This is a genomic window from Meridianimarinicoccus roseus, from assembly GCF_003172915.1.
Lineage (GTDB): Bacteria > Pseudomonadota > Alphaproteobacteria > Rhodobacterales > Rhodobacteraceae > Meridianimarinicoccus > Meridianimarinicoccus roseus.
Genome location: NZ_QGKU01000002.1, coordinates 41,697 through 57,229, shown reverse-complemented (window position 1 = coordinate 57,229; position 15,533 = coordinate 41,697). Strand labels below are relative to the sequence as shown.

17 protein-coding genes and 1 tRNA gene are annotated in these 15,533 nt (G+C 65.4%); 6 read left to right on the top strand and 12 right to left on the bottom strand.

What is annotated here, in order from left to right; genetic code table 11:
• Nucleotides 1–26: 26 nt before the first annotated feature.
• The gene (locus DKT77_RS00330; RefSeq protein ID WP_109809748.1) at nucleotides 27–1,019 is read right to left on the bottom strand and encodes an IS30 family transposase; all 993 of its coding nucleotides are present in this window, start codon (nucleotides 1,017–1,019) and stop codon (nucleotides 27–29) included.
• A gap of 192 nt (nucleotides 1,020–1,211) precedes the next feature.
• Here DKT77_RS00330 and DKT77_RS00325 point away from each other — a divergent pair, with 192 nt between their 5' ends.
• The 4 genes from DKT77_RS00325 to DKT77_RS00310 all read left to right on the top strand — a co-directional run bounded on the left by DKT77_RS00325 (nucleotide 1,212) and on the right by DKT77_RS00310 (nucleotide 6,891).
• Nucleotides 1,212–2,804, top strand: coding sequence for an ATP-dependent DNA ligase (locus DKT77_RS00325; RefSeq protein ID WP_109809747.1), 1,593 nt, complete (start codon nucleotides 1,212–1,214; stop codon nucleotides 2,802–2,804).
• 72 nt (nucleotides 2,805–2,876) lie between these two features.
• Complete coding sequence (locus tag DKT77_RS00320) at nucleotides 2,877–4,700, top strand: M3 family oligoendopeptidase (RefSeq protein WP_109809746.1); 1,824 nt, start codon at nucleotides 2,877–2,879, stop codon at nucleotides 4,698–4,700.
• A 359-nt stretch (nucleotides 4,701–5,059) separates the two neighbouring features.
• Entirely contained in the window at nucleotides 5,060–6,313 is a 1,254-nt protein-coding gene (locus DKT77_RS00315) for a PQQ-dependent sugar dehydrogenase (RefSeq protein WP_109809745.1), read from the top strand.
• Entirely contained in the window at nucleotides 6,313–6,891 is a 579-nt protein-coding gene (locus DKT77_RS00310) for a c-type cytochrome (RefSeq protein WP_109809744.1), read from the top strand. The genes DKT77_RS00315 and DKT77_RS00310 overlap by 1 nt, the downstream gene beginning before the upstream one ends.
• Before the next feature lie 187 nt (nucleotides 6,892–7,078).
• Here DKT77_RS00310 and DKT77_RS00305 read toward each other — a convergent pair.
• Together DKT77_RS00305 and DKT77_RS00300 are read right to left on the bottom strand one after the other, a co-directional pair.
• Nucleotides 7,079–7,155, bottom strand: a tRNA-His gene (locus tag DKT77_RS00305).
• A 52-nt stretch (nucleotides 7,156–7,207) separates the two neighbouring features.
• The gene (locus tag DKT77_RS00300; RefSeq protein ID WP_146204930.1) at nucleotides 7,208–7,687 is read right to left on the bottom strand and encodes a GNAT family N-acetyltransferase; all 480 of its coding nucleotides are present in this window, start codon (nucleotides 7,685–7,687) and stop codon (nucleotides 7,208–7,210) included.
• A gap of 54 nt (nucleotides 7,688–7,741) precedes the next feature.
• Between DKT77_RS00300 and DKT77_RS00295 the strand changes: the two genes are divergently transcribed.
• Nucleotides 7,742–7,936: a DUF6324 family protein gene (locus tag DKT77_RS00295; protein ID WP_109809742.1), complete on the top strand. Its 195-nt coding sequence runs from the start codon at nucleotides 7,742–7,744 to the stop codon at nucleotides 7,934–7,936.
• On the opposite strand, the gene DKT77_RS00290 is transcribed toward DKT77_RS00295, so the two are convergent.
• From DKT77_RS00290 to ribB, 5 genes are all read right to left on the bottom strand, one after another.
• Nucleotides 7,920–8,399 (bottom strand): MmcB family DNA repair protein, encoded by a 480-nt coding sequence (locus DKT77_RS00290; RefSeq protein ID WP_109809741.1) that lies wholly within the window; start codon nucleotides 8,397–8,399, stop codon nucleotides 7,920–7,922. The genes DKT77_RS00295 and DKT77_RS00290 overlap by 17 nt on opposite strands.
• Nucleotides 8,400–8,787: 388 nt before the next feature.
• Nucleotides 8,788–9,090, bottom strand: a complete 303-nt coding sequence (locus DKT77_RS00285) for a hypothetical protein (RefSeq protein ID WP_109809740.1) — start codon at nucleotides 9,088–9,090, stop codon at nucleotides 8,788–8,790.
• 74 nt (nucleotides 9,091–9,164) lie between these two features.
• Nucleotides 9,165–9,656 carry a transcription antitermination factor NusB gene (gene nusB, locus DKT77_RS00280; protein WP_109809739.1) on the bottom strand — a complete coding sequence of 164 codons (492 nt, stop codon included), beginning with the start codon at nucleotides 9,654–9,656 and terminating at the stop codon, nucleotides 9,165–9,167.
• Complete coding sequence (locus tag DKT77_RS00275) at nucleotides 9,653–10,165, bottom strand: 6,7-dimethyl-8-ribityllumazine synthase (RefSeq protein ID WP_109809738.1); 513 nt, start codon at nucleotides 10,163–10,165, stop codon at nucleotides 9,653–9,655. Before DKT77_RS00275 ends, nusB begins: the two co-directional genes overlap by 4 nt.
• A 6-nt stretch (nucleotides 10,166–10,171) precedes the next feature.
• Complete coding sequence (gene ribB / locus DKT77_RS00270; RefSeq protein ID WP_238547581.1) at nucleotides 10,172–11,281, bottom strand: 3,4-dihydroxy-2-butanone-4-phosphate synthase; 1,110 nt, start codon at nucleotides 11,279–11,281, stop codon at nucleotides 10,172–10,174.
• Between the two features lie 105 nt (nucleotides 11,282–11,386).
• Here ribB and DKT77_RS00265 point away from each other — a divergent pair, with 105 nt between their 5' ends.
• Nucleotides 11,387–12,319, top strand: coding sequence for a ketopantoate reductase family protein (locus tag DKT77_RS00265; RefSeq protein ID WP_109809736.1), 933 nt, complete (start codon nucleotides 11,387–11,389; stop codon nucleotides 12,317–12,319).
• Here DKT77_RS00265 and DKT77_RS00260 read toward each other — a convergent pair.
• From DKT77_RS00260 to DKT77_RS00245, 4 genes are all read right to left on the bottom strand, one after another.
• Nucleotides 12,295–12,966, bottom strand: a complete 672-nt coding sequence (locus DKT77_RS00260) for a VPLPA-CTERM sorting domain-containing protein (RefSeq protein WP_109809735.1) — start codon at nucleotides 12,964–12,966, stop codon at nucleotides 12,295–12,297. The genes DKT77_RS00265 and DKT77_RS00260 overlap by 25 nt on opposite strands.
• An 85-nt stretch (nucleotides 12,967–13,051) precedes the next feature.
• Nucleotides 13,052–13,669: a riboflavin synthase gene (locus DKT77_RS00255; protein WP_109809734.1), complete on the bottom strand. Its 618-nt coding sequence runs from the start codon at nucleotides 13,667–13,669 to the stop codon at nucleotides 13,052–13,054.
• Between the two features lie 90 nt (nucleotides 13,670–13,759).
• The gene (locus DKT77_RS00250) at nucleotides 13,760–14,908 is read right to left on the bottom strand and encodes an acetoin utilization protein AcuC (RefSeq protein ID WP_109809733.1); all 1,149 of its coding nucleotides are present in this window, start codon (nucleotides 14,906–14,908) and stop codon (nucleotides 13,760–13,762) included.
• Nucleotides 14,905–15,435 (bottom strand): glutathione peroxidase, encoded by a 531-nt coding sequence (locus DKT77_RS00245; protein WP_109809732.1) that lies wholly within the window; start codon nucleotides 15,433–15,435, stop codon nucleotides 14,905–14,907. The genes DKT77_RS00250 and DKT77_RS00245 overlap by 4 nt, the downstream gene beginning before the upstream one ends.
• Nucleotides 15,436–15,533: the final 98 nt, after the last annotated feature.

Here is a 15,533-nt window from a genome sequence, read left to right as displayed (position 1 = left end):
CTCAAGGGTCGTTGCGACGGTTTCCGCTATCTCAGTTTCATCATTTCTTCTCTGAAGGCTTCGGTCGGCGTTCGCCATCCCAGACACTTTCTGGGAGTGCCGTTCAGGCGGTCGCAAATCGCCTTCATGTTGCGATTTGAGAGCGCCGCCACTTGCGTGTCGCGCGGCAGGTATCTGCGCGCACGTTGGTTCAGGTTCTCGACCGATCCCTTCTGCCAGGGCGCCTGCGGATCGCAGAACCAGGCCTCGGTGCCCATCCCCGGCTTCAGCTTGCGCCAGTTCCGGAACTCGATGCCTCTGTCAAACGTGATCGAACGGCGTGCGGACTGGGGCACGGGTGCCATGACATCCATCAGCCGGTTCATCAGATGCGTCGTGCTGCGATCATCGTTGCGGAACAGGACGGCGAAGCGGGTCTTGCGCTCGACCAGTGAGGCGACGTTCATTGTGCCTTGGGCGCGCTCGAAGATCATCAAATCGCCCTCCCAATCGCCAAATGTCTCACGCGTGTTCACGTATTCTGGGCGCTCATGGATGGAACGATCCGGCGGAAACACAAGGCCCCGTGGCCGTCTGGCGTATCGCGGTCTGCGTTTCTTGCGGCGGCTGGGCAGATACCGCGCCAGCGCGTCAGATTGGCCCTCACGACTGTAGACATGAGCGTAGATGGTCTCGTGACTGATGCGGATCGGCTGGCCTTCGAACCAAAGGCGACCCGCGATCTGCTCCGGAGGCCAGCCTTCCTTGAGGCGGCCGATCACCGCTTCTCGCAGAGCGGACAGGCGGAGCAGTTTGCGTCGCCGTGCGCGTCTCGCTTCGGCCGAACGCTGAGCATTCACACCGTAGTAACCGCTCAGATACAGCAGCTCGTGGTCTTCAAAATAGTTGCGCTTGATCTCGCGATAGACGGTTGAGCGATGCCTGCCGATCTTAACAGCGATCTTGCTCACCGGCACCTTCGCATTCAACATGTCCTCGATCGTGCGTCTTTCAGGCAAATCCAGCTCTGTGTGGGCCATGTCCGCTCTCCTTGCTTTTCAGCAAGATAGGGGAATTGTCGCAACCCAGTTTAGAATGTGCCCGCTTACACAATTTATAACTGGGAATCTGAGTTATGTAAATATTAATAACTGCGTTGGAATGTTCACCACCTGAAGCTCTGGCCGCAAGCCAATGCGCGCGCTAACTTTCCCGCCGGGAGTTTCTTTTCCATGCGCGCCTTTGCCAAACTCTTTCGCAGCCTCGACCAGACCACGCGCACCAGTGCCAAGGTCGCCGCGCTTGCGGACTATTTCGACACTGCGCCGGAACGCGACAAGCTGTGGACCATCGCGCTGCTGTCCGGGCGCAGGCCAAAGCGGCTGATCGGCACGGCGCGGCTGCGGGACTGGGCGGCGGCGCAAGCGCAGGTGCCGCTGTGGCTTCTGGAGGACAGCTATGCCGTGGTCGGAGATCTTGCCGAGACGATCGCGCTGCTGCTGCCGCCGGGCCGCGGCACCGCCGCGCCGCCGCTTGCAGAGGTGATGGATGATCTGTCGGCGCTGGCCGCAGCCGACGAGGACACGAAGCGCGCCGCGGTTCTGCGTTACTGGGACGATCTGCCCGGCGACGCGCGGTTGGTGTTCAACAAACTGATCACCGGCGGCTTCCGTATGGGCGTGTCGCGCAAGTTGATGACGCGAGCTCTGTCGCGGGCGACCGGGATCGACGAGGCTGATCTTGCGCATCGGCTGATGGGCAACTGGACGCCGCACGACACCAGTTTCACCGCGCTGGTCACGCAGCCCGACGCCGGAGAGCAGGATGCACGCCCCTACCCGTTCTACCTGGCCTACCAGATCGAAGGCGGCCCCGAGACGCTTGGCCCGCCGGGCGACTGGCTCGCGGAATACAAATGGGACGGCATCCGCGGCCAGTTGATCCGACGCGGCGGCGACTGGCATCTGTGGTCGCGCGGCGAGGACCTGGTGACCGACCGCTTTCCCGAGCTTGCCGCGAGCCTCGATCATGTGCCGGACGGCACGGTGCTGGACGGCGAATTGCTGGCCTGGAAGAACGGCGCGCCGCTGCCATTCGCAGCGCTGCAGAAACGGCTTGGCCGCAAGACGGTGCCGAAGTCGCTGCTGCGCGACGCGCCAGTGATCCTGCTTGCTTACGATCTGCTGGAACATGGCGGGCAGGACATCCGCGCGCGCCCGCTGGAGGAACGTCGCGCGGCGCTCGAAGGGTTGGTCGCCCCCCTGCCCGACGACGTGCCGTTACGCCTGTCGCGGCGGATCGGCTTCGACGACTGGGATGCGCTGGCCGCAACGCGTGCGGGGGCGCGCAGTGTGCAGGCAGAGGGACTGATGCTGAAGCGGCGGGACGCGCCTTACCTCGACGGACGGCGCAAGGGCGACTGGTGGAAATGGAAACTCGACCCGATGACTGTGGACGCGGTGATGATCTATGCGCAGGCGGGCCACGGACGGCGCGCGAACCTCTACACCGATTACACCTTCGCGGTCTGGGATGAGCATGGCGCGTTGGTGCCCTTCACCAAGGCCTATTCGGGGCTGACCGATGCGGAGTTCGGCAAGATCACGGCCTGGGTGCGGCGCAACACCCTGGAACGTTTCGGGCCAGTGCGGCGCGTAACGCCCGAACTGGTGTTCGAGATCGCTTTCGAGGGAATCCAGGAAAGCCGCCGCCACAAGTCCGGCATCGCGCTGCGCTTTCCGCGTATGGCCCGGTGGCGCCACGACAAGTCGGCTGCTGACGCCAACACGCTCGCGGACCTGCGTGGACTGCTGCCGACGGGCTGATTTCCCGCCCACGCCTTGCGGTCAGGTGCCGCCGCGCCCTATGTCTTGGGCAGCACAATCAACGAGGGTTCCATGCGCGATTATCCGACACCTGTTCACGATGCCAATGCCGCCGGGGCAGACAAGCGCTTCGGCGACCTGCCGGAATGGGACCTCAGCGATCTTTACCCCGCGCCGGACAGCGCCGAACTGGAACGCGACCTCGCGTGGCTTGAAGAGGCCTGCACGTCATTCGCCGCCGAATACGAGGGAAAGCTGGACACGCTCGATGCCGCGGGCCTGCTGGAAGCGGTGCGGCGCGACGAGGCGCTGAGCCAGGTCGCGGGACGCATCATGTCCTTCGCGGGCCTGCGTTATTACCAGAACACGGTCGATGCGGAGCGCGCCAAGTTCATGGCCGACATGCAGGACCGGATCACGGTGATGACCAGTCAGCTTGTGTTCTGGTCGCTGGAACTGAACCGGATCGACGACGCGCGGCTTGCCGCGATGCTGGACGAGAACGCGGAGCTTTGCCGTTACCGGCCCGTGTTCGACCGGCTGCGGGCAATGAAGCCGCACCAGTTGTCGGACGAATTGGAAAAGTTCTTGCACGACCAGTCAGCGGTCGGCGCCGCCGCGTGGAACCGTCTGTTCGACGAAACCATAGCGGACTTGGAGTTCGTCGTGGATGACGAACCGTTGAACCTCGAGGGCACGTTGAACCTGCTGACCGACCGGGACCGCGCCAAGCGCGAGGCCGCCGGGCACGAACTGGCGCGCGTCTTCGGGGAAAACGTGCGCCTGTTCGCGCGGGTACACAACACGCTCGCCAAGGAAAAAGAGATTGAGGACCGCTGGCGCAACATGCCTACGCCGCAGACCGGGCGGCACCTTGCCAACCATGTCGAACCCGAGGTCGTGCAGGCGCTGCGCGACGCGGTCGTGGCCGCTTATCCCAAACTCTCGCACCGATATTATCGGCTCAAGCGGAAGTGGCTGGGGCTTGACACGCTCGAGGTCTGGGACCGCAACGCCCCCCTGCCGATGGAAGACGAAACCACCGTCACATGGGACCGCGCCCGCGCGATGGTGATGGACGCCTATGCCGATTTCGACCCGCGCATGGCCGAGATCGCGCAGCCTTTCTTCGAGCGGGGCTGGATCGATGCGGGCGTGAAGCCGGGCAAGGCGCCAGGCGCCTTCGCGCATCCGACCGTCACCAACGTCCACCCCTACGTGATGCTGAATTACCTCGGCAAACCGCGGGACGTGATGACGCTTGCGCATGAACTGGGCCACGGCGTGCACCAGGTGCTGGCGGCGGACCAGGGCGAACTTCTGTCCTCCACTCCGCTGACGTTGGCCGAGACCGCCAGCGTGTTCGGCGAGATGCTGACCTTCCGCAAACTGCTGGCCAACGCGAAGGACGACGCGCAGCGCAAGGTGCTGTTGGCGGGCAAGGTCGAGGACATGATCAATACCGTGGTGCGGCAGATCGCGTTCTACGACTTCGAATGCAAGTTGCACGCCGCCCGCCGCGAAGGCGAGTTGACCCCCGACGACATCAACGCGCTGTGGATGAGCGTGCAGGCTGAGAGCCTCGGCGATGCGTTCAGCTTCATGGACGGGTATGAAACCTTCTGGGCTTATGTGCCGCACTTCGTGCACTCGCCCTTTTACGTCTACGCCTACGCGTTCGGTGACGGTCTCGTGAATGCGCTTTATGCCGTCTACGAGGAAAGCGGTGCGGGATTTCAGGACAAGTATTTCGACATGCTCAAGGCAGGCGGGTCCAAGCACCACACAGAACTGCTGGCCCCGTTCGGACTGGATGCAACCGATCCCGCGTTCTGGGACAAGGGGCTTTCGATGATTTCGCGGCTGATCGACGAACTGGAAGCGATGGAAGACTGATCCGGCTGCGGCGGGCCATGGCCACCCGCACGGAATTGCCGGATTTTAAGGCCTGCAACGCGGCCCGTCCTTTGCGGCGGGCCGCCTTGTTTTTGGGCGCGACGGCGGAAAACGGCGCTCTTTCAACGCGCTGCCCGCCGCGCCGCGATGCTTGTACCGGCTTGCGCCCCGCGGGCGCACGGAAAAAATGTAATCCCGATTTACCAAAGACTTACGACTATCGGATGGGTCAAAAAATATTACCAAATCCAGAATTCCTGTGCTAACGATGAAGTCGGCGCAAGTCCGGTCGGCAATGAACCGGACCCGCTTACAGCCAAGTGCGGGGCACGGGTTCCGCATGTTAGGGAGGAAATTCTATGACTCGTTTTATGACGTCGGCGGCCGTTCTGGCGCTGACCGCAGGACAGGTGTTCGCACAGGGTGTGGATGTGCCGGACAACCTGGAGAAACTGTCCAACTTCCAGTCCACCGGGGTGACCGAGTTCACCTATATCGAACAGGGCGGCGACTTTGCCGAGGGCATCAAGCGTACGCTGGAGCGTATCACCCTGCCCGATGGCTTCAAGATCGGCCTTTACGCCATCGTGCCCGACGCGCGCCACATGGCGGTCGGCCCGCAGGGCGTGGTTACCTTCGTGGGTACCCGGAAGGACAAGGTCTGGGCCGTGACCGACCGCAACAAGGACCGCGTCGCTGATGAGGTGAAGGATTTCGCCCCGTCGCTGACTTTCGCGATCCCGAACGGGCCGTGCTTCAGCGACGACGGCTTCCTTTACATCGCCGAACAGAACCGCGTCCTGCTGTTCCCGGCGGCCGAGTTCTTTTATGAAAGCCCGGACGTGGCGGCCTTCAACCTCGTGGCGCAGGGTGATCTGATCCCGCCGTCCGAGGAAAGCTTCAACCACTCCGCACGGGTCTGCGACATCGGGCCGGACGGCAAGATCTACATCTCGCTTGGCCAGCCGTTCAACGTGGCGCCTGAAGAAAAGCTCGACCTTTACAAAGAATGGGGAATCGGCGGGATCATCCGCATGAACCTCGATGGCAGCGGGCGCGAGGTCTACACCTACGGCGTGCGCAATTCCGTGGGCCATGACTTCCACCCCGAAACGGGCGAGCTGTGGTGGACCGACAACCAGGTCGACGGGATGGGCGACGACATCCCGCCTGGCGAGATCAACCGTCAGACCGCCGCGGGCCAGCATTTCGGGCATCCCTGGTATGGCGGCGGCAGCGTGCGCACCAACGAATACGCCGGTCAGGAAGTCCCGGTGGACGTGGTGATGCCCGCGGTCGAGACCGTGGCCCATGCGGCGGACCTGGGGATGCATTTCTACACCGGCAACATGTTCCCCGACATGTACAAGAATGCGATCTTCTCGGCCCAGCACGGGTCGTGGAACCGCACCACGCCGGTCGGCGCGCGCGTCATGGTCACCTTCATCGACGACGAAGGCAACGCCCGGACGGAGCCCTTCGCCGAAGGCTGGATCGACGAGAACGGCGAATACCTTGGCCGTCCGGTGGACGTGGTCCAGCTGCGTGACGGGTCCATCCTGGTGTCGGATGACCTTGCCGGCGCGATCTACCGCATCTGGTACGAAGGCTGATGCGCAGGGCTTTGACACTGGCACTCGGCGGGCTCATGCTCGCCGGTGCCGCACCGGCGCAGGATCTTGCAGAAGGGCGCAAGGTGGCCGGCATGTGCCGGACCTGCCATGGGCTTGACGGATACGCCAAGGTGCCGATCGCACCCCATATCGGGGGCGAGCCGCAATCTTACCTCGTGGAGCAACTCACCGCGTTCAAGACCGGACGCCGGGAACACGAGATGATGACCGTGGTGGCCAGCGGGCTGTCGCCGCAGCAGATCGTTGACGTGGCGGCCTGGTATTCGGCGCACAGCGCCTCGGCCAGCCTGCCTGCAGGGGCAGATCCCGCCGCAGCGCCCGAGATGTGCGTGAGCTGCCACGGCGCGGACGGAATTTCGGAACTGGAAACAGCGCCGAACCTCGCGGCGGAAACCAACATCTACATCGATACCCAGCTGAAAGCCTTCCGGTCCGGCAAGCGCGAGCACGAAATCATGTCTGCCATCGCGGCCGACCTGACCGATGCCGAGATCCGCGCCTATGCCGACTGGTACGCGGCCTCCACCCTAACCATAACGCCGCCCCCGGACCAGTGATGCGCCGGATCCGGCGGCCAGATGACCCGTGTTCGGCGTGGGCATGACACCCGCCATGCGCGCGCCCGGCATGGGCCATACACCTCGAAACGCGGCTTGCGGGCCGCGTTTTTTTGTGCGCGCGGATGACTGGAAAGCCGAGCCGACGACACGGGAATTCAGCGGGACACAGGGTATTTCGGGGTGATGGTACCGCCTCCCTGGCTTGAACAGGGGACCTCTGGATCCACAATCCAGCGCTCTAACCAACTGAGCTAAGGCGGCACGTTGCGAGGGTTTAGCCTCGCGATTTGCCGATTGCAAGACCGGTCGACAGTCAGAACAGCGGTTTTTCCCAGTGTTCCAGCGACAGCGTGCGGCCGAAGGCACGGACCGACCCGGCGGGCGCACAAACAAAGCCCCGCGCCGCGTAGAACGCCCGCGCCGCCCCGTGCTCGGCAAAGCTGGAGACGCGCAACAGCCTGCAACCATTGGCTTCCGCATGATCCGAAACCCGATTGAGAAGAAGCTCCGCCACGCCCTGCCCGCGCGCTTCGGGCACAACGTAGACCAGTTTCAACCGCGCCGCGCTGTCCCCGTCATCGGTGCACACCATGCAGCCCAGCCGAGTGTCGCCCCTCATTGCGACCCAGAGCGACGGAAAGGGCGCGCCATGCCCCGTCACCCCCGCCAGGGCACGTTCCAGCGCCGCGTCGAAACTGGCATCGAAGCATTCCACCTTCCGGTAGTGGTCACTCTGGACCCGCGCCGCCCAGGCCGCGCAGGCGGCGTCGCCTCGCTGCACCCGAACCGTCACCACCCTTGCCCGCGCCGCGCCAACGCGCTAGGCGATCTCGAAAAGGAGCATGCCATGGGCATCAACAGCGAAAGCGACGTGGTCGCCAACTTGCAGATCGGACCGACCGACAGGGGCATGGTCCGCATCTTCGTGGAAGCGGACGGGACCGAGATCCCGATGGATTTCGAGCCGCAGGAAGCGATCGAGATCGCCGAGGAGATCATGGCTGCCGCGCAGCAGGCCAAGGCCGTCAAACGCCCGAAATGACACCGGGGTCGCGCAGCGCATGGTGCCGCGCAGCCGCCATCCGGGCCAGCCTGAGCGTCAGCGCCTTGCGCCGCGCGGCCGCGACCGGTGTCGCATCAGGCATACGCAGGATTTCGGCGTCATAACCATCGGCAAGGATCAGCCCCGTGCCTTCGGGCAGCAGATCGGCGGGAAAGGCCGCGTCCACCGCCCAGAAAAACCGGTCGCCCCAGTCGAGGTACCCCTGCCACTTGGCATCGGCCATGTAGTCGGCCCGCGACGACTTGCATTCCACGACCCACAATTCTCCCTTCGGGCCCAGCGCCATCAGGTCCACTCGCAGACCCGTAGGCAGGGTGAATTCAGGCACCGACATGAAGTCGTGCCCGCGCAGGTGCCGAGCGACCCCGCGCGCGAGCAAGGCACCGGGCGCCAGCGGGTCGGCGGCCGCCGCCGCCGCATCATGAGGTCTTGCCAAGTTCATTGTATGAACATGAACAATAGGTGAACAAAAATCAAGCCTGCACCGGAAGCCGCAGCCCTTGCCGCGCGCCCCCGTCCGGCTTATGTGACAATCAGGCGGGTGCTGCCCTTCCCGTGTCTGTGGCTCAATTCCAGTGGCCTTAAGCAAAACCGAGGGAGCTGGCTCTGTCATGGCCCTGGTCATGTTACCTGGCGCCCACCTGTATATACAGGCTCTCGGGAATAGCTAGCCTCCACGGTTGCGCGCGGGCCCGCCGCTTTCTTAATTCAACCCAGAAAGAAAGCATGAATTTCAATATATTATGCGGCGATACTGATGTCAGAGCGCATGAAAAAGGCGGCTCGATCAAGCCGCCTGCGCGTCTTTTCTACTGACAGATACCGGTATCTCAGCCGCGCGCTCGCACCCTGACCGGAACCGGTTCAGCCAGCGGCACATGCACGGGATCACGGCGTCCCCGCCCAGTGTCATCCCCATGCCCCTTCGGCAGTGACAAGGCGAACTGAACCCCCGCGAACACGATGCCGTTGAACACCCAAAGCATCAAGACAGCCAGCCACCCGATGGAAGAGCCGGACACGAGGTGCCAGAGGTTCGCCACATTGAACACCATCAGCATCGCCACGAACGCGGCGGAAATGGCGTAACCGATCAAAACCTGGCGGATGTAGAGCTTCACGAGATGCGGCATCGGGGCCTCCTGTGTCATGCAACATACATAGGGCCTCGCACCGGTACTTGCCACCCCAATGCGCCGTGCCGCAGTCAGAATGCCTCGGGCCGGGCCTCGCGAGCCATATGATCAAGCACCGCGTTGACGAACCTCGGCTCTTTGGCATCAGGGAAAAACGCCTCGGCCACGCCGACGAATTCGGTGATCACCACTTTCGGCGGTGTCGGCGTGCTCTCGTCCAGCAGTTCCGAGCCCGCGGCCCGGAACAGCGCTCGCAGCGTCGGGTCGATCCGCGCGATGGGCCATTTCGCAACCAGCGCCCTGTCGGTCATCTGGTCGATCTTCGCCTGCCAGTTCACTGCGTCGGTCACAAGACGGCGGAACATGTCAGTATCCGCCTCGACCATGTCATAGTCCTCGAACCGCTCGCCGAAGCGATAGTTCGCGAATTCCGCCGTGACGTTCTCGATCGTTTGGCCAGTGGTTTCCATCTGGAACAGCGCCTGCACCGCGAAGAATCGCGCTGCGGACCGCATCTTGCGGCGCTGGTTTCCAGACAGGTTTGAGGTCGTTCCGGCGGTCATGCGTCCGACCCGCCACGGCCGAAGCCGACGCCCTTGGGTGTGTTCACGAAGCGCCGGGTCAGCGCGATCAGGTGCAGTGCCGCCGCCGCCGCAGAGCCGCCCTTGTTCTGACCGGAGGGATCGGCGCGCACCGCCGCCTGTTCGTAGGTTTCGACCGTCAGGATGCCGTTGCCGATGCTCAGGCCCTGAAGGCCCAGCAGTGTCAGCGCGCGGCTGCTGTCGTTGCAAACGGTGTCGTAATGGGTCGTCTCGCCCCGGATCACGCAGCCAAGCGCGACGAACCCATCGAACGCGCGGCTCTGGTCCGCAAGGCGGATCGCCGTCGGCAGCTCCAGCGCGCCCGGCACCTCGCACATCTCGCTGGCGCCATCCGCCGCCGCGATCTCGGCCTCGGCGCCAGCGACAAGACCGTCGGTGATGTCCTTGTAAAAAGGCGCGACGACGATCAGCAGGCGCGGCGGCGCGTCGAACGCGGGACGCGGCAGGATATGGTGCGATTGACCGGCCAAGGCGTTTTACTCCGTGGGGATGGGACGCGTGTCTTCTATGGAAAGCCCGTAGGCGTCAAGCCCGACCACCTTCGGTTTCGCGGAATTCGTCAGCAGCACGAGCTTGGACAGCCCAAGCGAGGACAGGATCTGCGCACCAAGCCCGTACTGCCGCAATGTCTGCGGCGACGCCGCATCCTCGGCCTGCAGCTTCATCGTGGTGTCGCGCAGCAGCACCAGCACGCCGCGCCCTTCTGCCGCGATGACGCGCATCGCCTGGCCGAACTCGGACGCGCGGCCCGGACCGCCAAGGCCAACCACGTCGAGCATCGGATCGAGCGCATGCATCCGCGTCAGCACCGGCGCGTCGCCCGTCAGGTCGCCCTTGATCAGCGCGATATGCTCGTCGCCATGGGCGGTGTCGGAATAGATCCGCATCGTCCAGTCGCCGCCGAATTCGCTGGTGACGGTGCGCTCCTCCTTCACCGCGACAAGGTTGTCGTGGCGGCGGCGGTAGGCGATCAGATCGCTGATCGTGCCGATCTTCAGGTTGTGGCGCTGCGCGAAGGCCACGAGGTCTGGAAGCCGTGCCATCGTGCCGTCGTCGTTCATCACCTCACAGATCACTCCCGACGGGTTCAGCCCGGCAAGCCGCGCCACGTCCACAGCGGCTTCGGTATGGCCCGCGCGGACCATCACGCCGCCGTCGCGCGCGCGCAGCGGGAAGATGTGGCCCGGCGTCGCGATGTCCGCAGCGGTCTTCGATGGATCGATCGCCACGGCGACGCTGCGCGCGCGGTCATGGGCCGAAATGCCCGTCGTCACGCCCTCGCGCGCCTCGATCGAGACGGTGAAGGCGGTTTCATGCCGCGACGAGTTGTCAGATGCCATCAGCGGCAGACCCAGCGCGTCGATCCGTTCGCCGGTCAACGTCAGGCAGATGAGCCCTCGCCCGTGCGTCGCCATGAAGTTGATCGCCTCCGGTGTGGCCATCTGCGCGGGAATAACCAGGTCGCCCTCGTTCTCGCGATCCTCGTGATCGACAAGGATGAACATGCGCCCGTTACGCGCGTCGTCGATGATTTCCTCGACGCTGGAAATCGCGCCGGAGTAGTCGGTATCGTCTGTATCGGCCATGGGGGCTCCGCTGTCGTGCAGGCCAGACATAAGGCAGGCCCGTCCCATTGACCAGACCGCAGCGTCCGCGCATCGTGGCGGCGGATCACGGAAAGGGACGATCACATGCGCATTGCGACCATGGCCACGGGTGGCATCGGTGGATACCTCGCGGTTCGGCTGGGCCAGCGCGGGCACGACATCGCCTGCATCGCGCGCGGTCCGCACCTGGCGGCGATCCGGGCGGCGGGGCTACGGCTGGACACGCCCACCGGAACAGAGCTGTTCACCCCTGCCATCGCCACAGACACCCCGGCCGAGATCGGGCCGGTGGACGCGGTGATCTTCGGCGTGAAGGGCGGCGGGCTGGAAGCCGCGGCCGCTGCCTGCCGTCCGCTCATCGGTCCGGACACCGTGGTCGTGCCGTTCCTGAACGGGGTGGAGGCCGCGGATCGCCTGGCCGCGATCCTGCCCCCGCAGAACGTCGCCAACGGCGTGGCTTACGTGTTCACGACGATCACGGAACCCGGCGTGATCGGCCAGACCGGCCGCGCCGGGATGCACGGGCGCTTCGTCTTCGGCGAACGCGACAACCGGCCCACGGACCGCATCGCGGCGCTGCGCACGGCGATCCGCGACGCCGGGCCAGACGCACCCGATGTCGACGACATCGAGGCCGAGGTCTGGACGAAATTCGTGCTGTTCAGCGCCATGTCGGGCGTTACAGCCGGGGCGCGTTGCCGGATCGGCGACATCCGCGCCCATCCCGACCTGCTGGCGCTCTTCGAACGCGTGATGGAAGAAACCGAGGCGGTGGGCCGCGCGCGCGGTGTCGCCCTGCCCTCCGACGTGGTGGCGCGGCACATGGCCTTCATGGAAGGCGCCCCGGCCGATGCGCGCGCCTCGACCTCGGTCGATCTGGAAAAGGGCGCGCCGCTGGAAACCCCGTGGCTCAACGGCGCAGTCGTGCGCCTTGGGGCCGAGGCCGGGGTGCAGACCCCCGCCAACGCCGCGATCGCCGCCCTGCTGGCGCCTTATGTGGCGGGGATGTCCGGCTGAAACCGGCGGCGGCGCAACGCCGCAAGCGCGCCGATCCCCGCCATGGCCGCCAGCCCGCTTGCGGGCAGCGGCACAAGCGCCGCGTCGGTCGAGATCACAACATCGTCGAAGCGCGCGCCGAACCGGCCGCTGCTGGCACCGGTCGTGAACATGCCCAGCGTCAGCGTGTTGCTACCGGCCGCGAGGTTCAGGGAATAGCTGTACGCCGACAGCGCCGTGTTGCTGGGTGCGGCGACGCTGGCAATCGTGGCGCCGTTCACCAGCACCTCGAAGCTCATGGTGCAGCCGCTGCATTCATAGCTGTTGGCCAGAAGGGCGAGCGTGTAGCTGCCGGTCACAGGGGCGATGAAGGACCGCGACCCCTGCACCCGCAGGGCGGACCCGCCCGGCGGTGCAAGGAAGAACGGCTCGAACACCGTGCCGCCTTGGAAGGCCCTTGCCGCCAGCCCTGCCGTCCCAGCGATGGGCGCAGAGGCAAAGGTCAGCGTCCAGTCGCTGACGTCGCCATCGTTGAAATCGTCGCTGAAGACTGTGGTGGCGGACTGTGCCGCACCGGCCGCGGCCAGTGCGCAGACCAGCGCCAGCCCCCTGCCGAACCCGCCGAATGCGCGGCGCGGGCCGCCGCCAAGTTTGAACCGTCTGAACATCGCACGCCTCCCTGAGCTTACCATAGGTTAACCCTTGACCCCGGGCGGCGGGAAGTCCTTTTTTCAGCGGTTGACGCGTGCGGCATCAGCCGTGGCCGGGCATCTCGGCAAGGCGCGCGACATAGCGGGCAAGCGTGTCGATCTCGAGGTTCACGGCGTCGCCAACCGCCACGTCGCCCCAGGTGGTCATCTGCTTGGTGTGCGGGATGAAGTTGATCCCGAAGCTGGCGCCATCCACCTCGTTCACGGTGAGCGATGTGCCATTCAGCGCGACGGACCCTTTCGGAGCGATGAACCGGGCCAGACCATCCGGCGCGCGCAGCGTCACGCGTGTGCTGTCGCCTTCGTTTGCCACGGCCGTCACATCGGCCACGCCGTCCACATGGCCCGAGACGATATGCCCGCCAAGCTCGTCCCCGACCCGCAGAGCGCGTTCGAGGTTCAGCCGCCGTCCCGGCGTCCAGCCCTGCGCGGCGATGTTGGTCTTGGATACCGTTTCTGCCGAGATATCCACGTCGAACCAGCCCTGCCCGTCCGGCAGCGTACCCTTGGCGGTCACCGTCAGGCACACGCCGTCGCAAGCGATCGAGGCGCCAAGCGCGACCCCGGCCATGTCATAGCCGGTGGCGATGCGGGCGGTCAGATCGCCCTTCTGCTCCACCGCGACGACGCGGCCGATATCGGTGATGATGCCTGTGAACATGGCCCCTTGCCTCTTGCTTGATGCGCCCGCGTTGCAGGTAGCGCCCGCCGCCCGATGGCGCAAGCGGCGCGCAACCCGGACCGTCGCGCCCTACACCATCACGCCGCCATGCGCTGCGACGCGCGTGCGGATCTCAAGCCGGATCGCGCCGCCGCGCGGCGGGTCGGCCAGCGTCGTCAACCAGTGCGGCGCGACCGCCCGCCGCGCGCGGAGCCCGGTCCAGTGCAGCGCCGCCAGCACCGCCTCGGCCGCCGGCGGCAGGCGCGCGGGGATCTCTTGTCCCGCCAGCGTGCCCCAGACCCGCGTCCAAAGCCGACCAACCGACCACGGATTATAGCCGCCCCCGCCCAGCACCATCAGCCGCGGACTGGCCGCGCGCAGCGCGGTCACGATAGCCACATGGGCATTGTTCGACAGGCACAGCCGGGACATCGGGTCTTCTTCCAGCGCGTCGGCACCGCATTGCAGCACGATCGCATCTGGCCGGAACGCGGCGACGCGGGCCAGGATCAGCTTGTCCCGGATCAACGCCATCTCGTCGTCGTTCAGCCCGCGCGGCACCGGCAGGTTCACGACATTGCCGACGCCGCGATCCTCCAGCGCCCCGGTGCGCGGCCAGCGGTTTTCCTCATGCACCGATACCACCAGCGTGTCCGGGTCGGCCGCAAACGCGTGCTCCACCCCGTCGCAGTGATGCGCGTCGATGTCCACGTATGCCACGCGCCGACACCCCTGCGCGCGCAGTGCCAGCACGGCCATCACCGGATCGTTGAAATAGCAAAAGCCATTCGCACGGTCGGGAAAGCCGTGATGGGTGCCGCCGCCGGGCGTATGTACGACCCCGCCCCTGTGCAGCAGCGCGGCGGCGAGCATCACGCCGCCCACACCGGTCGCCGGGCGCGAGAACATCTCGCCGAAGATCGGGTTCGCGGTGGTGCCGATGTTGTGGCGCGCACGGACCGCGTCGCTGACCGTCTGCGCGCGTTCCGCCTGCCGCAGCGCGGCCACGTATTCCGGCGTGTGCCACAGCGTCAGGCCCTCCGGCTTGGCGCGGGGGCTGTTGCGGTACTGCGCGGCGGGCAGCCAGCCCAGCACCCGGCACAGGTCCATGACCTGCGGCACACGCGGCACCGCAAGCGGGTGCCAGCGCCCGTAGGACGACCCGCGATAGACTTCGGACCCGATGAAGATCGGCAGCTCCGTCGCGTCGTCCCGCGCCGCCGCCCCGGTTCCGGTCATTCGGGCAGCAATGCCTCGATCCGAGAAGTCAGTTCCGCCGAGTTGGGCCGCGTGGTGGATCCGAAGGTCGCGGCCACATCACCGGACGGATCGAGCAGCACCTTGTTGAAATTCCAGCGCGGCGTGAAACCATGCACGTCGGCCAGCCAGCGGTAGAACGGGTGCGCCGCCCCGCCCCGCACCGAAGTGATCGTGGTCATCGGCAACGTCAGCCCGAAAGTCGTCTCGCAGAAATCCTTGACCTCGGCCTCGCTCGACAGCTCCTGGCGGAAGTCGTCCGACGGCACCGCCAGCACCACAAGCCCTTGGGCGCCATAGGTGTCTTGCAACGCCTGCAATCCTTCGTACTGCCCGGTGAAGCCGCAGCGCGAGGCGGTATTGACCACCAGCACCGGCTGCCCTTCCCAAGCCGAAAGATCGAGCGTGCCGCCATCGATCGAGTCGAATTCGAATGCCGCGGCGGGTAGTGCCGCAATCGCGCAGATCCACGCGGCAAGGCGTGACAGACGGTTAAGAAAGCGGTGCATCGGATCCTCCATTCAAAGGTGGACATAACGCTTGGCACGGGGCGATCAAGAAACGTCATTTTGATGATCCGACCCAATGGACAAAGGCCACCGTCCTG

Bases quoted from the DNA above. Each gene is read 5' to 3' on its own strand.
- DKT77_RS00315 (WP_109809745.1), top strand. From the start codon at position 5,060: ATGACTCGTTTTATGACGTCGGCGGCCGTTCTGGCGCTGACCGCAGGA.
- DKT77_RS00295 (WP_109809742.1), top strand. From the start codon at position 7,742: ATGGGCATCAACAGCGAAAGCGACGTGGTCGCCAACTTGCAGATCGGA.
- DKT77_RS00255 (WP_109809734.1), bottom strand. From the start codon at position 13,669: ATGTTCACAGGCATCATCACCGATATCGGCCGCGTCGTCGCGGTGGAG.
- DKT77_RS00320 (WP_109809746.1), top strand. From the start codon at position 2,877: ATGCGCGATTATCCGACACCTGTTCACGATGCCAATGCCGCCGGGGCA.
- ribB (WP_238547581.1), bottom strand. From the start codon at position 11,281: ATGGCCGATACAGACGATACCGACTACTCCGGCGCGATTTCCAGCGTC.
- DKT77_RS00260 (WP_109809735.1), bottom strand. From the start codon at position 12,966: ATGTTCAGACGGTTCAAACTTGGCGGCGGCCCGCGCCGCGCATTCGGC.
- DKT77_RS00325 (WP_109809747.1), top strand. From the start codon at position 1,212: ATGCGCGCCTTTGCCAAACTCTTTCGCAGCCTCGACCAGACCACGCGC.
- DKT77_RS00265 (WP_109809736.1), top strand. From the start codon at position 11,387: ATGCGCATTGCGACCATGGCCACGGGTGGCATCGGTGGATACCTCGCG.
- DKT77_RS00310 (WP_109809744.1), top strand. From the start codon at position 6,313: ATGCGCAGGGCTTTGACACTGGCACTCGGCGGGCTCATGCTCGCCGGT.
- DKT77_RS00290 (WP_109809741.1), bottom strand. From the start codon at position 8,399: ATGAACTTGGCAAGACCTCATGATGCGGCGGCGGCGGCCGCCGACCCG.
- DKT77_RS00285 (WP_109809740.1), bottom strand. From the start codon at position 9,090: ATGCCGCATCTCGTGAAGCTCTACATCCGCCAGGTTTTGATCGGTTAC.
- DKT77_RS00250 (WP_109809733.1), bottom strand. From the start codon at position 14,908: ATGACCGGAACCGGGGCGGCGGCGCGGGACGACGCGACGGAGCTGCCG.
- DKT77_RS00245 (WP_109809732.1), bottom strand. From the start codon at position 15,435: ATGCACCGCTTTCTTAACCGTCTGTCACGCCTTGCCGCGTGGATCTGC.
- nusB (WP_109809739.1), bottom strand. From the start codon at position 9,656: ATGACCGCCGGAACGACCTCAAACCTGTCTGGAAACCAGCGCCGCAAG.
- DKT77_RS00330 (WP_109809748.1), bottom strand. From the start codon at position 1,019: ATGGCCCACACAGAGCTGGATTTGCCTGAAAGACGCACGATCGAGGAC.